Genomic DNA, 19,745 nt, shown 5'->3' on the forward strand with positions numbered 1-19,745 from the left:
GCCGTGGCCGTCGTCGTCGTCGGTCCGCCCGGTGCGGGGAAGAGCACCGCGGCCACGTCCATCGCCCGCGCCCTGGGCCGGGACGTGGTGCACTTCGACACCGTCCGCGCCCGGGCGTACCGGCCGTACGGGTACACCCCGGCCCGGGCGGACCGGCTCTTCCGGGAAGGCGGCGCGGGCGGGCTGCACCGCTACGAAGCGAGGTTCGAGGCCCGGGCCCTCGCCCGGGGCGCCGTGACCCACGCCGGATCGGTGCTCGACACCGGCGGCGGTGTGCTCCAGCAGTACACCGACGCGGACACCCTGCGCGTCCACCGGGCGCTCGCCGCCGCGGAGTTCACCGTCCTGGTCCTGCCCTTCGCCGAGGACCCGCAGCGGTCCGCCGACTGCCTGACCGACCGCGTCCGGGCCCGCGGCGCGGAGGACCCCTTCACCGACGAGTGGCTGGACGGCGGCGGCAGGCAACTGCTCCACGTCCTGGTCCTCGCCGCGCACGCCCACCTGCCGCTGGCCGATCTCGTCCTGGACACAGCCCGCCCGGTGCCGGCCGCGACCGGCACCGGCAGGAGGCCGGGGTCACCCCTGGCAGACCGCATCACGAACGCGCTGGGAGCCCACTGATGCCTTCACCCCGATCCGCCGGACGCGACTACGTCGTCCTCGCGACGCCGAGATCAGGCAGTACGTACCTGTGCGACGCCCTCGCCGGTGCGGGAGCCGGAGACCCGCAGGAATGGTTCTCCAGGGCGCTGATCCATCACCACGCGGGCGAGTGGGGCATGCGCAGCGCTTCCTCCACCGCGCAGAGCCCTGCCGTGCGCAGCCCCGTCGCGTACCTCGACGCCGTGGCGGCCCGCGCCCGGTTCGAGGGCATCCTCTCGGTCAAGGTGCACTGGCACCAGTACCGATCGGTCCAACAGCGCTTCGGTGTCGACCCGTTGCAGGTCTTCGGGGACCACGCGCGGCCCGCTGCGGTGCGGATCTACCGGAAGGACCTGCTGGGCCAGGCCGTGTCGAGCCTCATCGCCGACACCACCCACGTCTTCTTCCAGCGCAAGGGCGAGGAACCGTCGGTCTCCTTCGAGTACGAGGGGTCGGAGCGTTCCGAGACGGTGGTGTACGACTTCCACGGGATCCTGCGCCGCGTGATCCGCTTCGCCGAGGACGAGGAACACTGGTCCCGGTTCGTCGCGGACCGCGGCCTGCGGTCGGTGGGGGTCGCCTACGAGTCCCTCGTCGAGGACTTGGCGGGCACCGTCAGCGGGGTCCTCGACCACCTCGGCATCGCGGCCCGGAGCGAACCGGCGTCGAGCCTCGCCAAGCAGGCCACCGAGCTGAACCAGGAGTTCGGCGAACGTTTCCGGGCCGACCTGCGCACGTACCGGGTGCCGGATTCGCTGTCCGAGGGCATGGTGCACCGACTGGGGCTGGGAGGAGCGGCGGCATGATCATGCGTTCCCTCGGCGCCTCCGGGCTTCTGCTGCCGGAAATCGGGCTCGGCACGTGGAACTGGGGCAGGGAGGTCTCCCTGGAGGAGGCCAGGGCCTGCCTGCACGGCTATCTGGACGCGGGCGGCTCCCTCCTGGACACCGCCGCCTCCTACAGCGCCGGTGCCTCCGAGGAGTTCATCGGCTCCCTCGTGCGCAAGGGGCTGCGGGACCGGCTGGTCATCGCGACCAAAGCCGGTGTCGATCCACGGACCAAGGAGCTGGACGTGTCCCGGCGCGCGATGCTGCACGCACTGGACGCATCGCTGCGCCGGCTCGGCACCGGCCATGTGGACCTGTGGCAGGTCCACGCCTGGTCGGACGCCGTCGGCCTCGACGAGACCCTGTCCGCGTTGGAGACCGCGGTCGCCACCGGCCGCGCACGCCACGTGGGCCTGTGCAACTACCACGGCGAGCAGGTCACACGGGCGTGGACGTGGCAGCGCGAGCACGCGGCCGTCCCGCTGGTGTCCGTCCAGGCCGAGTACTCGCTGCTCCGGCGCGGCATCGAGCAGGACACGCTGCCCGCCGCCGCCCGCGCCGGAATGGGCTTGCTCGCCTGGTCACCGCTGGCCGGGGGCGCCCTGACGGGCAAGTACGGCGAGGACGAGGCGGCCACCACCGGCGCGCGCGCGGACAGCCCGCACTACGCGGGGTTCTCCGAGCACTACCTGGAACCACCGGACGGGAGGCGCGTGGTCGAAGCCGTCCGGCTCGTCGCCCGGGCCATGGAGGTACCTGCCGGTGCAGTCGCCCTGGCCTGGCTGCGTGAGCGCCCGGGGGTGGTCTCCGCCCTCGTGGGTGCCCGGAACGCCGCCCAGTTGCGCGACTCGCTCACCGCCTGCGCGGTACACCTGCCCGACGAGCTGGCCCAGGCCCTGGACGCGGTCTCCGCGGCAGCGCCGGAGCAGGCGGGCCGGAGCGGGCGGGCCGGCCTTGAGGACGGGCCGCACTCCCCCGGCCTGTCCGGCGCATCCCGTACAGCTCATGAAGAGGCCTAGTAGGAGGTGACAGTGTTCTCTGTTCTGCGGACCCCGAAGCTCGGGCGCGTGTGGGCGGGTCAGTTCGTCAGCATGGTCGGCGACGGGGTCTACGCCATCACCGTCTCCCTGTACCTGTTGCCCCGAGCCGACGCGGCGCAGGCACTGGGCACCCTGCTGGCGGCGACCGCCTTGGGCAGCATCATCACTCTGATCTTCGGCGGGGCCGTCGCCGACCGGGTCCGCAGGTCCCTGGTGGTCTGCGCCGCCGACCTCCTGCGGATCGTCGGTGTCGCCGCCCTGCTGCTCGCGGGGCCGGACGCCCCGATCGCGGTCCTGGCGGTCCTGGGAGCCGTGTTCGGCTGCGGGGCGGGCATCCACCGCCCGGCGTACACGGCGCTCATCGCCCAACTCGCCGGACGCGACAAGCGCCGTGAGGCATCGGCCCTGCGCTCGGCCACCAGCCGCTTCACCGGAATCGTCGGCCCGGTCATCGGTGGGTCCGTCGCCGCTGCCTCGTCCCCTCGGTGGGGCCTGCTGATCAACATCCTCACCTTCGTGTTCAGCCTCGCGACCCTGGTGAGACTGGATGAACCGGATGTGAGCTCGGGCAAGGCCGGACCGGACGGCCCGGACGGAACGGACGGCAAGGCCAAGCCCGGTTTGGTGCGCGAGGCGTTAAACGGCATCGGCTACGTCCGCGGCCAGAAGTGGATGATCGGCGTCATGCTCCAGGGGACGGCCCAGGCTGCCCTGGTCATCGCCCCGATGGCAGTGGTCGTGCCGATCGTGATGGGTGGCCGGGGGCCGGCGGCGCTCAGCCTCGTCACGAGCGCCACCGCGTGCGGCGCGCTCGCGGCGACCCTCACCGCCTCCCGGATACGCTCCCGGCGGCCCGGCACCGTCGCCATGCTCGGCCTCCTGTGCGAGCTGCCGCAGATCGTCGCCGTGGCGGTGGACGCGCCGACCGCGTGGGTGGTCGCCCTCAGCGCCCTGGCCGGTGCCGGAGCCTCGGTCTTCGCGGTCCTGTGGGGCGCGGCGCTGCAGGAACGGACCCCGGACCACATGCTCGGCCGGGTCTACGCCCTGGACGCGCTGCTCACCCAGGCCCTCATGCCGCTCTGCGTGGCCGCGGCGGGCTTCCTGCTGGGCGTGCTGTCCGCCTCGGCGATCGCCGGCTTCGCCGCCTGCGCCCTGCTCCTGACCGTGGTCGCCGTCCTGCCCGTGCCGGGGGTGGCGATGCTCGGCAGCGCCACCGCGGACGAGGAGCCGGACAGGACGCCGCACGACCAGAAGCCGGCCGGGCGCGCCTGACGGCGGCGCACCCGTCAGGCCGGAGGGGTGACCGCCCGGGCGACCCTGACCGCGTCCGCCGTGGCCCGTACGTCGTGGACGCGGACGGCCCAGGCGCCCTGGTGGGCGGCGATGGCCGACAGGGCGGCCGTTGCCGCGTCCCGGCGATGGGCCGGGGGCGGAGTTCCGTCGGCGTCCGCCAGGACGTGCCCGAGGAACCGCTTGCGGGAACCGGCGACCAGGACCGGCCGGCCCAGGGCGCGCAGCTCGGCCAGTCCGGCCACCAGGGCGAGGTCGTGCCGCGCTTCCTTGGCGAAGCCGAGTCCGGGGTCGACCACGAGCCGCTCCGGTGCGATGCCCGCGGTGACCGCGGCGTCCATGCGGGCACCGAGCTCTGCCACGACCTCTGCCACCACGTCCCCGTAGACGGCGCGGCTGTTCATGTCGCGGCTGAAGCCGCGCCAGTGCATCAGGACGAAGGGGACGCCGCAGGCTGCCACGGACGCCATCATGGCGGGGTCGGCCAGGCCCCCGCTGACGTCGTTCACGAGGACCGCGCCCGCCTCGGCCGCCCGCCGGGCGACAGCGGCGCGCATGGTGTCGACGGACACCAGGACGCCCTCGGCGACCAGTCCCCGGACGACCGGGACGACCCGGCGCAGCTCCTCGCGCTCGTCGACGCGGGACGCGCCGGGACGGGTCGATTCGCCGCCGACGTCGACCAGGTCGGCGCCGTCGGCCACAAGGCTCAGGCCGCGCTTGACGGCTGCGGCCGTGTCGAACCAGCGGCCGCCGTCGGAGAACGAGTCCGGGGTCACGTTGACGACTCCCATGACCGCGCAGCGGTCCCAGTCGGGCAGTCCCTCGACGGGCCGGGAGGCTGGGGTCGGTGCCCCGGCTGCGGGTTTCGCTGTCACGGAACTCTCCTTCGCGAGATGTGTCCAGGAACGTCCCGGCGAGGGGACTCGGACGCGAAGGAACGACACAACGGGCGGGCCAGGCACCGTAGTTGCCGCACGTGCCGCTCGATATGCACGCCGACCCGCCCACGAGGTCACCGGGATCTCCGCACGCGGAATCGTCCGTGCGCGGGCAACGGGCAGGTCTTCGGACTCGCGGACACGCCTGCCGGTCTCCCGGCGGGCCCCTACTGGCCGTCGCTTCCCAGGACCTGATCCGGTCCCAGTGCTCATGACGGCGGTCGTTCCCGCTCACCGCTGCGGGGCAGTCCCGGATTCCCACCGGGTTCCCTCTTACGACGCATCCCGCCTGGCGGACGGGGGCGAACCAGCTGCTCGGGCCACCCTAGAGCGTCCGGCCGGAATGCGAGAAGAGTCGGCCGCGACCGGGCAGCCGTAGCCGCCCGGCGCGGGACCACGGCTCACCCGCCGGGCCGTGCCCGGGACGCTCGGGTGGGGGCACCCGCCAGGGGGCGGCCTCAGACCCGGCGCCTGGCCGCCGCCAGGGCGTCCTTGACCTCCTGCGTCACGCGCGCCGCGTCCTCGGGGCGGTGCACCACGTCGGTGTGGTTCATGTCGACGACGAGGACCTCGCTGGCCGAGTAGTGCTTGTGCACCCAGTCGTCGTAGCCGGACCACAGCGTCCGGTAGTACTCGACGAGGCTCTCGTCCTGCTCGAAATCGCGGCCCCGCAGCCCGATGCGGTGCAGCACCGTCTCGAAGTCCGCCTTGAGGTAGACCATGAGATCGGGCGCCTTGCGGTACGGCAGGCCGTCGATCTCGCGCATCATCTCGCCCAGCAGTCCCTCGTACACCCGCATCTCGAGGGAGCTGATCCGGCCCAGGTCGTGATTGATCTTGGCGAAGTACCAGTCCTCGTAGATGGACCGGTCGAGGACGTTGTCGCCCTGCTTGTACGCCTCCTTGATCGCGGCGAACCGCGTCTGGAGGAAGTAGAGCTGGAGGAGGAAGGGGTAGCGCTTCGCCTGGATCTCCTCGGGGCTCGCCGTGTAGAAGAGCGGAAGGATCGGGTTGTCTTCCACGCTCTCGTAGAAGACCGTGCTGCCCAGCTCCTTAACGAGCAGCTCGGCCACGCTCGTCTTGCCGATTCCGATCATGCCTCCGACGCAGATCACTGGCATCCCTCGCTTCTCCCTGGGGGTCTTCTGTTCGCGTACGGGCGGGCTGGGCACCCCACACCGCATGGACGCGTGTCGGCGGTCACTCGATTCCCCAAGATCCTCATGATCAGCGTCATCCGGGTCCCCGTCCGGACCGGGGCACCGACGTACGCCGCGCTCCTCGACCGGCCGGACGGTCCGTTCCGCAGGAGCCGCGGTCACCGCGACGAGCCACCGCTCCGCGGCCGCCTTGAAGCATAAATGACGACGCGACCCACCCTGGCCAGAGCGCCGGCGCCCAGCCCGCGGCCGCGGCCCGTCAACTCCACGGCTACGAGGCGCCGCCCGGCCGTCTACGCGAAATCCCCCCACACGGCGGCCGCGCCCGCCGTGGGGCCGGCCGTGGCGTCGATGCGGTACGTGTCGTCCTTCGCATCGCGTCCGCCGACGGCGTGGTCGTACTGGCCGGCGAAGACGTGCTCGCCGGGCGGGACGGTCCTGCCGGGTTTGAGGGTCCACCGGTAGACGAGGAAGCCGCCTTCCCGGCGGGCGGAGAGGTCGAAGTCCGCGGCGGGGCGGGTCCGCCAGCTCCCGGTGTCCTCCACCCCCTCGGTGAGGGCGATGCGCAGCTCGACGACGAGTGCGGTGAGCGGCTGCCCCGCCTTGAGGGTGACGTTGCTCTGCGCCCAGTAGGCGTTGCTGTGGGGGTCGACCGAGCCGTCGCTCCACAGGGGACCGTCCTCGGTCCGGCTTCCCTGCATCGGCGGCGCCGAGGGGCCTGGGGCGGACGGCGCGGACGACGTCGACGGGGCCACGGCCGCGGCCGGCGGATCGTGCGGCGGGTCCGGGGTGTGCACGACGGCGACCACCGCGAGGGCGCTCACCGCCAGGGTCCCGGCGGTGGCCAGGCTCGCGAGGAGGGTCTTCGGCCAGGACAGGGGGCGAGTACGGGCACGGGCACGGGCACCGGTGCGCCCGCGGGCGGCGCCCGGGCCGGCCGCTGCCGTGCCGCGCTCGACCCGGGCCAGCATGCGGGCCCGGTCGGGCAGGTGGGCCTGCGCGCTCTCGCGCAGCCGGTCGCGCAGTTCGTCGGTCACCGGCTTCCCCTTCCCGCCAGCTCGTCGGCGGCTCTGCCACCGAGCAGCCGCTGCAGTTCCGCCGTCCCCTTCGAGGTCTGGCTCTTGACCGTACCCACCGATATCCCGAGCGCCTGCGCGGTGTCCTTCTCCGAGAGGTCGAAGGCGTACCGCAGTACCACGCAGGCCCGTTTGCGGAACGGCAGCCGGTCCAGCGCGGCCCGTACGTCCATGACGGCGGCCAGGTCCGGGCCGTCGGTGCGCTCCGGGCGGTGCGCCCAGAACAGCAGGACGCGCCGCCGCTCGCGCACCGTGCTCCGGATCCGGCTGCGGGCGAGGTTGGCGACGACCCCACGGGCGTAGGCCGCTGCGGAGTCGGCGCGGCGGGCCCTGTCCCAGCGGTGCCAGAGCGCGACCATCGCGTCCGCGGCGAGGTCGTCGGCGGCGTCGGCGTCCCCGGTGAGCAGGTACGCGAGGCGGGAGAGCTCGGCGTGGTGGCGTTCGAAGAACGCGTGGAAGTCCGCGGCCGCCTCGTCTTCGGTCATGGCCTCGGTACGGCCTCTCGGTGCGACGGGGGCGGTCTCGGGCAGGTGCCGGAGCGTAGCAGTGCGTTCGGGCGCCCTTCCGGGCGGCCGTTCGGGCTCCTCGGTTCGCCCGGGCCCGCCTCGTACGGTGGCGGTGGCGGTGGCGCCCATCAGCCCGTGGGGTTCCAGCCGTCGGTGCCCGCCAGGTAGGCGCGGGCGGTGTGGGCCGCGGCCTGGTCCGGGGTGAGCTGGGGCCGGTTCGCCCCGGTGCCGGCGCCGGGGCCCGTGTTGGCGTACTCGGCGAACCGGGCGGACTTCCAGGAGAAGCCCCCCATGTCGGTCCACGGCCCCTCGGTCTTCACGGCCGCGGGCAGGCTCGTGTTGCGGATGACCATCTGGCCGACCGCGCTCGCGCCCGGGTGCCAGGGCCGGCCGAGGTAGTAGGTCCCGGGCCGGGCGGGGCTGCTGATCGTGCTGTCGGTGATGAGGATCCCGTACGGCTTGGCCGCATCGGTGTTCGGCGCGGCGAGGTATCCGCCCAGTCCCCCGGCCGCGGCGCCCCGGTCGCGCAGGGTGAAGTTGACGTGGTCGTAGACGGCGGTGGCGTTGCCGAAGACGAAGTCGACGTCCCCCGCGACGAAGCAGTGGCGGAAGTACTGCCGGTACTGGCCGGTGGCCGAGGGGGCCCAGTTGAGGACGGTGTCCTGGTGCCCGATGAAACGCGAGTTGAGGTACTGCTGGCGGTCGCCGGACGCATTGACCGCCACGGCCTGGGTGTCCTTGACGCCCGGGTGCGCCGACCGCTCCCAGGTGTTCTCGATCGTGACGCCGGTGACGGTGATGTCGTTCGCCGAGAAGGTCGCGGTGGCACTTCCCGCGGTTCCGTGCGTACCGCCTCCGGGCCTGGGCGTGCCGGAGGCGTTGTCGTGGGTGATGACGACGTCCTCGGCGTTGCCGGTGGCGCCCTTGAGGGTCAGCCCGTGCTTGGAGGCGGGGACGTTCACCGTCTCCCGGTAGGTGCCGCGGGCCACGAGGACGGTGTCGCCCGGCGCGGCGGCGTCGACGGCGGCCTGTACGGAACGGTGGGCTGCGGAGCCGTCGGCGGCGACCGTCAGCGTACGGCCGCCGGCCGGGCCGGACGGGGCGGGAGCCTTGGCTCCGGGCTCGGTGAGGACGCCGGCGCCCGCCTTCGCCGCCAGCTTCGCCGGCAGCCCTGCGGCGGGCTCCAGTCCGGCGGTGAGGGTGGGCCGCCAGCCGACGGTGGTCTTGATCTTCTTCCCGGGGTTCGCGGAGTTGTATGCGGCGACGAGGTCCACGGGGGCCCCGTCGACGAGGTTGCCGCTGCCCTCGACGGCTCCGGTGCCGTCACCGCTGAGCAGTTGGGAGGTCTTGCGGTCGGGGGAGAGCTTCCAGTGGTTGTTCTGCGCGACGACCTGGGCGCCTGCGCGGGAGTTGATGCTGTAGCTGTGCGCGTAGCCCGCCGACGCCGTGGTGTCGTAGTGGTTGTCGTAGAGGTGGATCCGGCCCACCCGGGCGAGGGGGGCGCGCTGGACGACGCCCTGGAAGACGTTGTGGTGGAGGGTCACCCGCAGTTTGGTGTCCTGGTCGCTGCTGCCGATCAGCATGGTCTTGTCGTGGTTGCTGAACCTGTTGTACCCGACGGTGACCAGGTCGGATGCGTGGGTGATGTCGAGGGCGCCGTCGTGGACCTGGTACGGGCGGCCGAAGCGGACCGGATTGCCGGAGTCCGGGTGCGGGGCGTCGGAGAAGGTGTTGTGGTCGACCCAGACGTGGGTGGCGCCGCGCAGGCTGACGGCGTCGTAGGCGGAGTTCCAGTTGCCGGTGGAGCCGTCGGTCGGGTCCCACTGCGGGAAGCAGTCCCGGACGTCGGTGAGCGACAGGTTCCGGATGATCACGTCGTCGGCGTTCTTCACCACCAGGCTGCCGCCGGTGATGCCCGCTCCGGTACCGGGTACGCCGATGACGGTCGTCTTCGCGGGCACCGTGAACACCATGCGGGCGGCCTGCCTGGCCTGGGCCGCCCTGCGGGCGTCCTCCTGGGTGCCGGACGGCACCTTGGTCCGCCCCCAGACGGCGGGGTCGTAGGCCTTGAGGTAGGAGTCGAGCGAGTAGCCGGTGCCCGCGGCGTGGTCGGCGCAGCTCTGCGGCTTCCCGCTGTCGTCGGTGTTCGCGTCGATCAGGCCCTTGATCCGGACGATCCGCGGGGCGCCGGCCGGGCCCGCGGCCAGGGCTCTCGCCAGCTCGGCGCGGGTGGAGACGGTGAAGACGCGGGCTGCGGCCGCGTCCCGGCCGCCGGTTGTGCCGGAGCCGCTCGCGGCCCAGCCGTCCCGGGCGGGCAGTACGCCGTGGGCGAGGTCGGCGGGTGCCACGGCATCGGCCTTCACGACCAGCGGCACGGCTCCCAGGCCGGCGGCGGCCACGGCGGCCGCCGCGACCAGGGCGAGCCTTCGGCGTCCGGTCGGACGGCGGTGGGGGGAAGGGGACATGGGCGGCGGCTCCTTGGGGTGCGGTGCACTGTTCACCCGTCAGTTGCCGCCGGAGCCCGAAAGGTTGCCGGGCCCGCCCAGGAAGTTCCTCCACGCTGCCGGAGGAGGCGCAGCGGACGCGAATTCCACAAAATGTTGACGCACCTCTATCGGAACTGCCATCGCCCGATGGACGATTCAGGTAGCCTGCCCGCCTTCACCTGGCGTCCCGCCGGTGCGCGGAAGGCCGATCCCGTCCCGCGTTCGTTGGGAGGCCACACGACATGAACCCGCTCAGTGAGTGTCCAGGCTCCGCCTCGATCCCCTTACCGCCGACAACAGCAGGGCCCAGCCGTCGCGGCGTACTGGCCGGCCTGGGAATGGCCGCAACGGGGCCGCTCGTCCTGGGTGCCGGGAGACCCCGGCCGCACGGCGGTACGCCGACGGGGCGGCCCGTCGTCGTCAGGAACGCCGCACTCGTCCTCACCATGGATCCCTCCCTCGGTGACGGCCCCCTCGGTGCGGTCGAGCACGCGGACGTCCTCATGCGCGACGGCGCCGTCGCGGCCGTGGGCCGGCGGCTGCCGGCACCGCCCGGAACCCAGGTGATCGATGCCGCCGGCAAGCTGGTGATGCCGGGGTTCGTCGACATCCACACCCACCTGTGGCAGTCGTCGATGCGGGGCGGCTGCGCGGACCGGGACCTCTTCGGATGGCTGGCCGACTGCAACCGGGCGACGTTCTCCCGCATCACACCGGCGGACATGTACCGCTTCGTGCGCCTCGGCGCCCTGGACTCCGTGCAGTCCGGCGTGACCACGCTCGTGGACTGGGTGGACGCCCTCCCCTACGACACGACGGTCCAGTACGTACGGGCCCTGACCGACACCGGGGTGCGCTTCACCTACGCGATGTTCCAGGCCGAGCGGGAAGCCGCGCTGATCGCCCGGACGAAGAAGGAGCTCATCGACCCGGCCCCTCTCGCCTCGGCGCAGGTCGCCACCCACGCGGCCCGGGCCATCAGCGCTCTCAACCGGCTGCACTGGGACATCGCCCAGGACCTCGGGGTCATGCTCAACAGCCACGTCCTCGAACGCACCGAGCAGCGTGGGGACGACCCGATCGGCACCCTCACCGACATCGGCGCGATGGGTCCGCGCCTGCTGATGAACCACGCGATCCACCTCACCGACGACGAGGTCTCCGCGATCGCCGCGCAGGACGTACGGGTCGCGCACTGCCCGCTCAGCAACATGCGCCTCGCCTCGGGCGTCATGCGGCTGCCGGACCTCGGCCGGCGCGGCGTCAAGACCGGGCTCGGGCAGGACGGCGGCACCAACGACAGCTCCGACTTCTTCGCCCTCATGAAGACGGCCGTCGGTCTCCAGCGTTCCCGCGCACTGGAGACCTCGGTGTTCCCCCAGGTCCACGACGTCCTGCGGCTCGCCACGCTCGGCGGCGCCGAAGCGATCGGCATGGCCGACACGGTGGGATCCCTGACACCCGGCAAACGCGCCGACGTCATCGTGATCGACCCCGCCGCGCTCAACTTCGCGCCGCGCTTCGACTGGGTGAACCAGATCGTCTTCAACGGCCGGCCGGAGAACGTGCACGCGGTCTTCGTCGACGGCCGCCCCCTCAAGCTGGGCGGCCGCCTCGTCGACATCGACCCCGAGCGCGTCGTACGGGAGGCGGAGAGCGCAGCCACGCGCCTGCGGGCGGCCTCCTGAGCCCGGTGCCTCAGCCGGTCCCCCGCCGTAGCTGACGGCGGACCAGGTCGTGGAACGGACCGGCCGTGTCGGAGAGCAGCGCCGCGGGCGGGCCCTGCTGGACGATGCGGCCGTCCGCCATGACGATCACCCGGTCGGCGTCCATCACCGTGGACAGCCGGTGGGCGATCACGATGCGGGTCACGTGCAGGGAGCGGGTGGATTCGATGACCACGCGCTGGGCCTCGTTGTCCAGCGCGCTGGTGGCCTCGTCGAGGAACAGGACGCGCGGCTTGCGGATGAGGGCCTGGGCGATCATCAGCCGCTGGCGCTGGCCACCGGACACGGTGCCGCCGCCCTCGGACAGCATGGTGTGCATGCCCATCGGCATGGCCTTGATGTCCTCGGCCAGGCCCGCCATCGCAGCGGCCTCCCACGCCTCCTCCAGCGAGAACACCCCGGCGCCGCAGATGCATTCGAGGATCGAGCCGGTGAAGGGCTGGGCGTTCTGCAGGACGACACCGCACTGGCGGCGCACGGCCGCCTGGTCGAGGGCCGCCAGGTCCTGGCCGTCGTACAGCACGCTGCCTTCGGAGGGCTTGTCGAGGCCGATGAGCAGTCGCAGCAGGGTCGACTTGCCGCAGCCGCTGGCGCCGACGATCGCGACGAACTCGCCCTGCCGGACCTGGAGGCCGATGTCGTCCAGGACCAGCGGGCCGTCCTCGCTGTAGCGGTAGGACAGGTTCCTGGCCTCGACGGCGCCGGTCAGCTCGCCGGGCCGGGTGCTGGAACGGGCCACCTCGGGGGCCTCCCGCAGGAGCGGCACGACCTGCTCGAACATCGGCAGCACCGAGGCGGCCGAGATGAGCACGCCGGTCAGCTGCGTGACCGAGGACAGCATCATCGTCAGTGCGGTGCTGAAGGTCAGGAACTCTCCGGCGGACATGACGTCACGGGCCGGTCCGGCCAGCAGCACGAACATGATCAGCGTGCACAGCGGCAGGTGGACGGCGCCCAGCACCGTGGTGACGTTCTGGATCCGGCCGATGCTCTGCTGGAGATCGCGGGTACGGGCGAACTCCCGCGCCCAGGCGGCGTAGGCGAAGCTCTCGGCCGCGGCCACGCGCAGTTTGGACAGCCCGCGCAGGGTCTGGAAGGCCTGGTTGTCGAGCTGGTTGCCGAGTCTGACCAGCCGGCGCTGGTAGCGCAGCTGCCACAGCCCGAGGCCGAGGAAGACGGCCGCGATGACGACCAGCATGGCGACGGCGGCCATGGCCAGCGGGACGCTGTGGACGAGCAGCAGGACGAGGTTCATCGTGCCCATGGCGCCCGCCTGCACGCAGACCGGGCCGATGCCGGACAGCACGCGGCGGATGGCGCTGATGCCCATGGCCGCACCGGCCAGTTCCCCGGTGGAGCGGCCGGCGAAGAACTTCGTCGGCAGCCGCAGCAGCCGGTCCCATACGGCGGGTTGCAAGGTGGCCTCGATACGGCCCTCCATGCGCAGGATGGAGACGTTCTGCATCAGCATGAAGGCGGCCGAGACGACGCCGGTCGTGATGAGTGCCAGGGCCGTCTGCACGATGAGACCGGTCTCGGCGTCCGGTACGAACCGGCCGAGCACCTGGCCGGTGGCGATGGGCACCAGGGCGCCCAGGCACACCGCGACCAGCCCGCCCAGGATGATGCTGCGCAGCTCGGGGAGGGTGCCGCGGAGGCTGAAGCGCAGCAGTGCCGGCAGGCCCACCCGCCCGTCGGGGAGCGGGCGGTAGAACATGACGGCGGCCGGTTCGAAGGCGGCCGCGTTGCCCTTGCCGATGCGTTCGCGGGTGCCGGTGGCGGGGTCGGCCGCCTCGTAGCGGCCGCGGCGCCACAGCAGGGCGACCGGCGTCCCGTCCTTCTCGCGCCGGCCCACCAGGGGGCCGCTGTTCTCCCGCCACCAGGTGCCGGTGAGTGCGACCGTGCGGGTGCGGATCCGCGAGGCGAGCGCGATGCGCTCGACGGGGTCCCGCCGCTCGGCAGCGGTACTCGCCTCGCCCGGTTCGGTCAGGGTGATGCGGGCCTCGTGGGCGACGAGGCGGCACGCGGCGAAGGTCGCGTCGGTGCCCGCGCCCCGGTGGTCGCGTCCGCCGGAGCGGTCGATGGAGGCCAGCAGCGCCCGGTCGGCCTGGGTACGTGCGCACCGGCCGGCCTCGATACCGGCTGCCGTGCGGTCCTCGTGGGCGCGTTCGAGCTGCTCGATCCAGCGGTCCAGGGCGTACAGGAGCCGGTACTGCTGGTCGACCATGCCCTGCCACACGGCCGCGTCGACCAGGAGGGTGCCCACCGCCTCCGCCTCGTAGGCGGCTCCGTACTGCACGGCGCCGGGGGCGGTCTGCATCCACAGGATGTCCTCGTCGGCTCCGCCCTGCGCGGTGGTGGCGCGGCCGTCCAGGGGTGCCTGGTAGAGCACGCGCAGGCCCCGGCCGATGCCGCGCGCGAACGCGTCGTCGAGAGGGCTCGGTGGCGCGGCGGGGGCTCCGTACGCCCCTGGGGCGGCCTGGCCGTCCCACCACTGCCGGCCGGGGGCCCCGTACTCCGGGCCGGGCAGTTCCCGCAGCTCGATGCGGCGCAGCAGGCATCCTTGCAGGGGGCGGCCGACCAGGGTGTGTTCCGGGCCCTCGGCCGGGCCCAGCAGGAGCGTGCCCGGCCCCAGCCGGCCCAGGAAGTGCCAGTGCCCGGCCTGCGCGGCGTCGACGGCGAAGAGGTCCAGCTCGCCGTGGACGACGAGCCACAGCACGAGCGGGCCCTCCAGCGCCAGGCTGCGCAGGCCCGTGCAGTCGACGGGCGAGCCGAGTCCGCCGAGGGCCGCGACGACCGCGTCGACGCCCTGGGCCGGGGCAGGGGCCGGGTGTGCGGGGGGAGCCGTGGCCTGGACCTGGTGCGGGTACGTCACCTCAGTGCTCCTTCACCAGTCGGGCGTACGGGCCCTGCGCGGCGGCCAGGTGCTCGTGCCGCCCGCGTTCCACGACCGTGCCGCGGTCGAGCACGAGGATCTCGTCGCTGTCGCGCACGGTGCTCAGCCGGTGGGCGATGACCACGCAGGCGCAGCCGCGGCGGCGCAGGTTGTCGATGATGACCTGTTCGGTCGCCGCGTCCAGGGCGCTGGTCACCTCGTCGAGGACCATGATGCTGGGGCGGCGCACCAGTGCCCGGGCGATCTCCAGTCGCTGGCGCTGGCCGCCGGAGAAGTTGCGGCCGTCCTGTTCGACGCGGCTGTGGATGCCGCCGGGGCGGCGGGCGACCACGTCGTGGACGGCGGCGTCCTCCAGTGCGGCGACGACGGCCTCGTCCGTGATGGAGGGGTCCCACAAGGTGACGTTGTCGCGGACGGTTCCTTCGAAGAGGAAGACGTCCTGGTCGACGAAGGAGACGGAGGCGGCCAGCGCGCCGCGCGGGATGTCCTCCAGCCGCATCCCGTCGATGCGGATGGCCCCTTCCCAGGGGGTGTGGAGGCCGGAGATCAAGCGGGAGACGGTGGACTTGCCGCTGCCGGAGCCGCCGACGAGCGCGACCTGCTGTCCGGGGCCGACCGAGAGCGAGAAGTCCTTGAGCAGCGGGGCGTCGAGCGGGCTGTAGCCGAAGGTGACGTGGTCGAGCTGTACGTGGCCTTTGAGGCGACGGGTGGCGGCGGCGGGTTCGCGGCGCGCGAAGACCGGGTCGACGGGGAAGTTCTCGACGTCCCTGAGGCGGGCCACGTCCGCCGCGAAGTCCTGGATCCGTCCGGCGACGCCGCCCAGCCGGGAGATCGGCGCGGTGAAGCTGGTCACCAGGGCCTGGAAGGCGACGAGCAGACCCACGGTCAGGTGCCCCTCCACCGCCCGCAGGCCACCGATCATCAGGATCAGCGCGCTGTTGAGCGCCGCCAGGGTGGGCGCGACGACCGCCAGCCACGCACTGGGCACGCCGAGCCGCTGCTGCACGTCGAGGGTGACCGCGTGCTGTCCGGCCCAGCGGCGGAAGAAGCCGTTCTCGCCGCCGGTGGCCTTCATGGTCTCGATGAGCTGGAGACCGCTGTAGGAGGTGTTCGTCAGCCGGGCGCTCTCGGCGCGCAGCTTCTGCGTACCGGTGGCCCTCAGGTGGATCACGATCCGCATGGCCACCACGTTGAGCAGCGCGATCATCACGCCCACGAGGGTGAGCTGCGGGTCGTACGTCCACAGCAGGACCGCGTAGAGCACGACGACGACGGCGTCGACTCCCGCGGCGGCCAGGTCCCGGGCGAGGGTCTCGGCGACGGCGTCGTTGGACTGCAGGCGCTGGACCAGGTCGGCCGGGTTGCGCTGGGAGTAGAAGGCGACCGGAAGTCTGAGCAGGTGCCGGAAGAAGCGGGCGCTGCCCAGGGTGGAGGTGATGATGCGCCCGCGCAGCAGGTTGGCCTGCTGGAGCGCGGTGAGCGTCGCGGTGAGCACCAGGGTGGCGGCCATCGCCGCGAACAGCACGCCCAGCAGGGACGTCTGCTCGCCGATGAGGAACATGTCGATGTACGTACGGCTCAGGGCGGGCACCGCCGCGCCGACGGCCACCAGCAGGAGGCTGGAGATCACGACGGCGGTCATGGTGCCGGACGTTCCGTGCAGGCGGGCCGGCATGGCGCTCAGGACGCCCGGCTTGCGGCCGCCGCGGCGGAAGCCTTCGGCGGGCTCGAAGGTGAGCACCACACCGGTGAAGCTGGTGTCGAACTCCTCGATGGGTACGAACCGGCGTCCGTTGCCGGGGTCGTTGACGTACACGCCCCTGCGGCCGAAGCGGCGGCCCATGCCGTCGTAGACGACGTAGTGGTTGAACTCCCAGAAGAGGACGGCCGGGGCGCTCACCCCGGCGAGCGCGGCCAGGTCCATCTGCATGCCCTTGGCCCGCAGCCCGTACCCGCGGGCGGCCTTGAGCAGGTTGCTGGCGCGGGAGCCGTCGCGGGAGACGCCGCAGGCGATGCGCAGCTCCTCCAGGGGGACGAAGCGGCCGTAGTGGCCGAGCACCATGGCCAGGGCGGCGGCGCCGCACTCGACCGCCTCCATCTGCAGCACGGTGGGAGTGCGTACGGTGCGGGGCGTCCTGCCCTTGGGGGCGGGGGCGGCCTTGCGACGCGTGCCGCCCTTGGGCTCGGGGCGGTGGCGCCGGCGTCCGGCGGGGGGCAGCCGGGGCAGGGGTGCGGGTGCCCCTGTCTGCGGCGCGGTCACGGCAGCAGCCAGTCGACGGGACGCTGCGCGGCCAGGCGGACGGTTGCGGTGACGGGCGTCGTCGAGTCGACGGCGTACGGGGGCCCGTCGGCGGAGGACCACTTGTAGCCGGATCTGGTGGCGGAGGAACGCTCCAACTGCACGAGCACCGCTACGGGGTTGCCCTGGCGGGCGAATTGCGCGGCGAGCCCGCTGTCGCCGAGGAAGCCGCTGATCTGGGCCTGTGTCTGGGGCGCGCGGCCGACCGCCTTGACGCGGCCGCGCAGGACGCCGAACTGGTGCCGGGGTACGGACTGGACGCTCAGGTCGACCGGGGCGCCGACCGGGATCGTCGATCCGGCTCCGCCCGGCACGTACACCATGGCGACCAGGGGGTCGTCGGGATTCTCCACCCGTTCGACGGTGGCCACGTCCGCGCCGGTCGCCACGATCGAGCCGACTTCGGCGAGCAGGGCCGTCAGCCGGCCGCCGGTCACCGCGCGTACGGGCCGGTCGCCCTGGTCGGTACGGACGGTGAGCAGGGGTTCGCCCGGGGACAGGAGCCGGCCCTCCTCGGCGTTGACGCCGGTCACCTGCCCGGCGACCGGGCTCTGCAGGACGTAGCTGCCCTCGGCGTGGGTGAGGATGCCGGGCGCGCTCAGCGTGGAGGACACGGTGCCGGTGACGGCCCAGAAGCTCGCGGCGGCCACGGCCACGAGGGTGACGGCCAGGACGAGCCGTCCCTGCGGGCGCGCGAAGCGTACGGGCAGATCGAGTTCCTCGGGCGATTGCAGCTTGGAAAGAGCCTTTTGGCGAAACTGCACGGACTATTCCTTCAGCTGCATTCGTATCGGTCGGGCACGCGGGTACCTGTGAACCCCGGAGCCGTGGGGGATGCTCCGGGGTTCACGGGGTCACACCGGTCAGAAACCGGCGCGACCGGCGTTCACCGAAACGCCGGTGATGCCCGTGGCCAGGCCGGGGACGTGGGAGACGAGACCGGTCACGGCCTGCACGGTGTCGAGGGAGCCGACGACACCCACGACGCCGTTGACGTCGCTGGTCACGGCGCCGGCCAGGCCACCGTTGATGCTGACGAGACCGCCGGAAACGGCGTCCAGCTCGGCGTCGGCGATCTCACGGGTCTCGATGTCGTTACGCATTACGCGCACCTTTCATTTGATGGGGGGATTCCGCGGCAGCCCGGCGGACCGAAACTCGACCGCCATTCTTTTCAACAGCCGCAGCGGCCAAGATGAAAGCACGCGGACAGTCCGCGCAGCCAATCCGGTTGACGCCCTTTCACGGGCGGACGTCCACTCCGGACGGCCGGTGTGCAGCTTCATTCACCGAACGGTGACGACTTCTCCGCGAAATCGAGTAACAGATACGGGCACCCCGTCGCCCTCACGGAACTTAAGGGACAGAGAGGGATGAACCACACGAGGCAAGTCCGACATTTCGCGGAACCGTGAAGGCCCGCCGCCCCGGCCGCACACACCATGTGCAGGTTTTTCGAAGGCACACGGCGTGACGGACCCGTCACGACGGGTGCGGGGTCACCAGGTCACGTACAGCGTCTCCGGGGAGCGGTGGATCAGGGTGGGCCGCATCACCGGCGGCGGCCGGTCCTCGTCCAGCCGCAGGTCCGGCAGCTCGCGGGTGAACAGCTCCAGGGTCAGGCGCAGTTGCCCGCGGCCCAGCCGCGACCCGGGACAGCCGTGGGGCCCGTGCCCGAAGGCGAGGTGACTGCGGTCCTCCGGCCGCCTGATGTCGAACTCCTCGGCGCGCCCGTACCGTTGCTCGTCGCGGCCGGCCGCGCCGTACGCCACGAGCACAGTGGCACCGGCGGGCAGCTTCGTACCGGCGAGCGTCACCGGCCGGGTCGTGGTCCGCCGGAATGCCTGGACGGCCGAGTCGTAGCGCGCGCCCTCCTCCACCGCGGCCGGCACCAGCGCCGGATCGGCGCAGAGCAGCCGCCACTGCTCCCGGTCGGCGAGCAGGTGCAGCAGGGTGGTGACGATGAGCGCGCTGGTCGTCAGGAATCCGGCGATCAGCAGATTCTGCAGGTTCGACACCAGCTCGTGGCGCTGTTCGAGGGTCAGCTCGTCGTCCCCGGGGGCCAGGGCGGCCACCAGGTCCGAGCACAGGTCGTCGCGGGGTTCGGCCCGGCGGGCACGGACGTACCCGTCCAGCAGGTGCTGGAGAGCGACCACGTCCTCGGCGGCGGCCGCCTGCTCGGGCGGCGGGAGCGGGCGGAACAGCAGTTCCTCGGCCCGGTATCCGCCGTGCACGGCCGCGGGCACGTCCGCCGGGTCCAGTCCGATCAGCCGCCCGACGACCTGCCCGGGCAGCTGCCGGGCGTACGCCGCCACCAGCTCCGCGGACCCGTCGCCGGAGAAGGCGTCCACGAGCTCCCGGGCACACTGCTGCGCGTACGGCAGGAGCGCCGACACGCGTGCGGAGGACAGCCCCCGGTTCAGCGGGGCCCGCAGGCGCCGGTGGTCGGCCCCGTCCGAGGCGACGACGGTGGGCCGCGGCGCGAAACCGCGTGCCAGGACGCCGAGCGCCTCCTGCGACAGTGCGATGTCCGCCGTCAGGGCGTTCGCCGAGGAGAACTCCTCCGCACGCCCCAGCACCTCCCGTACGTCCCGGTCACGTGCCACCAGCCAGGCGTCGGCCTCCGGCACGAACACCAGCCCTTCGGCCCGGCGGGCGCGGGCGTAGAGCGGATGGGGGTCGCGGTAGAACTCGTCCCGCCTTGCCTGGTCGTGCTGTGCCGCCACGCGGGCCTCCGGTTCCGGACGGGGCCGGGCACCGCCCTGCACAGCCCTCGGTACGAGGATGCCCTGCGCCCGCCGCTCCGGGGAAGTACGCCGCCCGCCGCCGCACCGCCAACTCCGCCTTTGCAGGCG

General features: G+C 72.7%; 15 protein-coding genes, 1 pseudogene and 1 riboswitch. Of the genes and pseudogenes, 5 read left to right on the forward strand and 11 right to left on the reverse strand.

Translation table 11 applies throughout. The features are described 5' to 3' along the window. Positions 1-3: 3 nt before the first annotated feature. From IO30_RS0111215 to IO30_RS0111230, 4 genes are read left to right on the forward strand one after another with little or no spacing between them, the layout of a single operon-like run. A complete protein-coding gene (locus tag IO30_RS0111215; protein WP_031141837.1) occupies positions 4-621 on the forward strand; it encodes an AAA family ATPase in 618 nt (205 codons plus the stop codon). Continuing rightward, complete coding sequence (locus IO30_RS0111220; RefSeq protein WP_078904634.1) at positions 621-1,448, forward strand: Stf0 family sulfotransferase; 828 nt, start codon at positions 621-623, stop codon at positions 1,446-1,448. The genes IO30_RS0111215 and IO30_RS0111220 overlap by 1 nt, the downstream gene beginning before the upstream one ends. Further along, positions 1,445-2,488 carry an aldo/keto reductase gene (locus IO30_RS0111225; protein ID WP_063768437.1) on the forward strand — a complete coding sequence of 348 codons (1,044 nt, stop codon included), beginning with the start codon at positions 1,445-1,447 and terminating at the stop codon, positions 2,486-2,488. Before IO30_RS0111220 ends, IO30_RS0111225 begins: the two co-directional genes overlap by 4 nt. 12 nt (positions 2,489-2,500) lie before the next feature. Beyond that, positions 2,501-3,781: an MFS transporter gene (locus IO30_RS0111230; RefSeq protein WP_031141843.1), complete on the forward strand. Its 1,281-nt coding sequence runs from the start codon at positions 2,501-2,503 to the stop codon at positions 3,779-3,781. 14 nt (positions 3,782-3,795) lie between these two features. On the opposite strand, the gene folP is transcribed toward IO30_RS0111230, so the two are convergent. From folP to IO30_RS48100, 6 genes and pseudogenes are all read right to left on the reverse strand, one after another. Beyond that, positions 3,796-4,593: a dihydropteroate synthase gene (gene folP / locus IO30_RS0111235; RefSeq protein ID WP_031141845.1), complete on the reverse strand. Its 798-nt coding sequence runs from the start codon at positions 4,591-4,593 to the stop codon at positions 3,796-3,798. 248 nt (positions 4,594-4,841) lie between these two features. Beyond that, positions 4,842-5,067, reverse strand: a riboswitch (cobalamin riboswitch). 131 nt (positions 5,068-5,198) lie between these two features. Continuing rightward, on the reverse strand, positions 5,199-5,861 hold the full coding sequence (locus tag IO30_RS0111240; RefSeq protein ID WP_031141846.1) for a deoxynucleoside kinase: 663 nt from the start codon (positions 5,859-5,861) through the stop codon (positions 5,199-5,201). Between the two features lie 332 nt (positions 5,862-6,193). Next, positions 6,194-6,937 carry a hypothetical protein gene (locus IO30_RS0111245; protein WP_031141848.1) on the reverse strand — a complete coding sequence of 248 codons (744 nt, stop codon included), beginning with the start codon at positions 6,935-6,937 and terminating at the stop codon, positions 6,194-6,196. Beyond that, positions 6,934-7,461, reverse strand: coding sequence for a SigE family RNA polymerase sigma factor (locus IO30_RS0111250; RefSeq protein WP_031141850.1), 528 nt, complete (start codon positions 7,459-7,461; stop codon positions 6,934-6,936). The genes IO30_RS0111245 and IO30_RS0111250 overlap by 4 nt, the downstream gene beginning before the upstream one ends. A 149-nt stretch (positions 7,462-7,610) precedes the next feature. Continuing rightward, a complete protein-coding gene (locus IO30_RS48095; protein ID WP_237403325.1) occupies positions 7,611-8,555 on the reverse strand; it encodes a pectinesterase family protein in 945 nt (314 codons plus the stop codon). Between the two features lie 51 nt (positions 8,556-8,606). Then, positions 8,607-9,947 (reverse strand): annotated as a pseudogene (locus IO30_RS48100) (pectate lyase family protein); the annotation flags it as partial. Positions 9,948-10,414: 467 nt separating this feature from the next. On the opposite strand from IO30_RS48100, the gene IO30_RS40345 reads away from it, so the two are divergent. Continuing rightward, positions 10,415-11,656 carry an amidohydrolase family protein gene (locus IO30_RS40345; protein ID WP_237403304.1) on the forward strand — a complete coding sequence of 414 codons (1,242 nt, stop codon included), beginning with the start codon at positions 10,415-10,417 and terminating at the stop codon, positions 11,654-11,656. Positions 11,657-11,666: 10 nt separating this feature from the next. Here the strand turns inward: IO30_RS40345 and IO30_RS0111265 are convergent, their stop codons facing one another. The 5 genes from IO30_RS0111265 to IO30_RS0111285 all read right to left on the reverse strand — a co-directional run bounded on the left by IO30_RS0111265 (position 11,667) and on the right by IO30_RS0111285 (position 19,616). Next, positions 11,667-14,570, reverse strand: a complete 2,904-nt coding sequence (locus tag IO30_RS0111265; RefSeq protein WP_031141855.1) for an NHLP bacteriocin export ABC transporter permease/ATPase subunit — start codon at positions 14,568-14,570, stop codon at positions 11,667-11,669. A 1-nt stretch (position 14,571) separates the two neighbouring features. Then, entirely contained in the window at positions 14,572-16,851 is a 2,280-nt protein-coding gene (locus tag IO30_RS0111270) for an NHLP family bacteriocin export ABC transporter peptidase/permease/ATPase subunit (RefSeq protein ID WP_031141856.1), read from the reverse strand. Then, complete coding sequence (locus IO30_RS0111275) at positions 16,848-17,654, reverse strand: HlyD family efflux transporter periplasmic adaptor subunit (RefSeq protein WP_031141858.1); 807 nt, start codon at positions 17,652-17,654, stop codon at positions 16,848-16,850. The genes IO30_RS0111270 and IO30_RS0111275 overlap by 4 nt, the downstream gene beginning before the upstream one ends. Positions 17,655-17,753: 99 nt before the next feature. Further along, on the reverse strand, positions 17,754-17,993 hold the full coding sequence (locus tag IO30_RS0111280; RefSeq protein ID WP_031141859.1) for a hypothetical protein: 240 nt from the start codon (positions 17,991-17,993) through the stop codon (positions 17,754-17,756). Positions 17,994-18,389: 396 nt separating this feature from the next. Then, positions 18,390-19,616 (reverse strand): cytochrome P450, encoded by a 1,227-nt coding sequence (locus IO30_RS0111285; protein WP_031141860.1) that lies wholly within the window; start codon positions 19,614-19,616, stop codon positions 18,390-18,392. Between the last annotated feature and the right edge of the window lie 129 nt (positions 19,617-19,745).

It is taken from the genome of Streptomyces xanthophaeus (genome assembly GCF_000725805.1).
Taxonomy (GTDB): domain Bacteria; phylum Actinomycetota; class Actinomycetes; order Streptomycetales; family Streptomycetaceae; genus Streptomyces; species Streptomyces xanthophaeus.

What these genes read in the sequence shown, in the direction of transcription:
- IO30_RS0111220 (WP_078904634.1), top strand. Translation starts at nt 621, where the DNA reads ATGCCTTCACCCCGATCCGCCGGACGCGACTACGTCGTCCTCGCGACG.
- IO30_RS0111225 (WP_063768437.1), top strand. Translation starts at nt 1,445, where the DNA reads ATGATCATGCGTTCCCTCGGCGCCTCCGGGCTTCTGCTGCCGGAAATC.
- folP (WP_031141845.1), bottom strand. Translation starts at nt 4,593, where the DNA reads ATGGGAGTCGTCAACGTGACCCCGGACTCGTTCTCCGACGGCGGCCGC.
- IO30_RS0111240 (WP_031141846.1), bottom strand. Translation starts at nt 5,861, where the DNA reads ATGCCAGTGATCTGCGTCGGAGGCATGATCGGAATCGGCAAGACGAGC.
- IO30_RS0111250 (WP_031141850.1), bottom strand. Translation starts at nt 7,461, where the DNA reads ATGACCGAAGACGAGGCGGCCGCGGACTTCCACGCGTTCTTCGAACGC.
- IO30_RS40345 (WP_237403304.1), top strand. Translation starts at nt 10,415, where the DNA reads ATGGATCCCTCCCTCGGTGACGGCCCCCTCGGTGCGGTCGAGCACGCG.
- IO30_RS0111280 (WP_031141859.1), bottom strand. Translation starts at nt 17,993, where the DNA reads ATGCGTAACGACATCGAGACCCGTGAGATCGCCGACGCCGAGCTGGAC.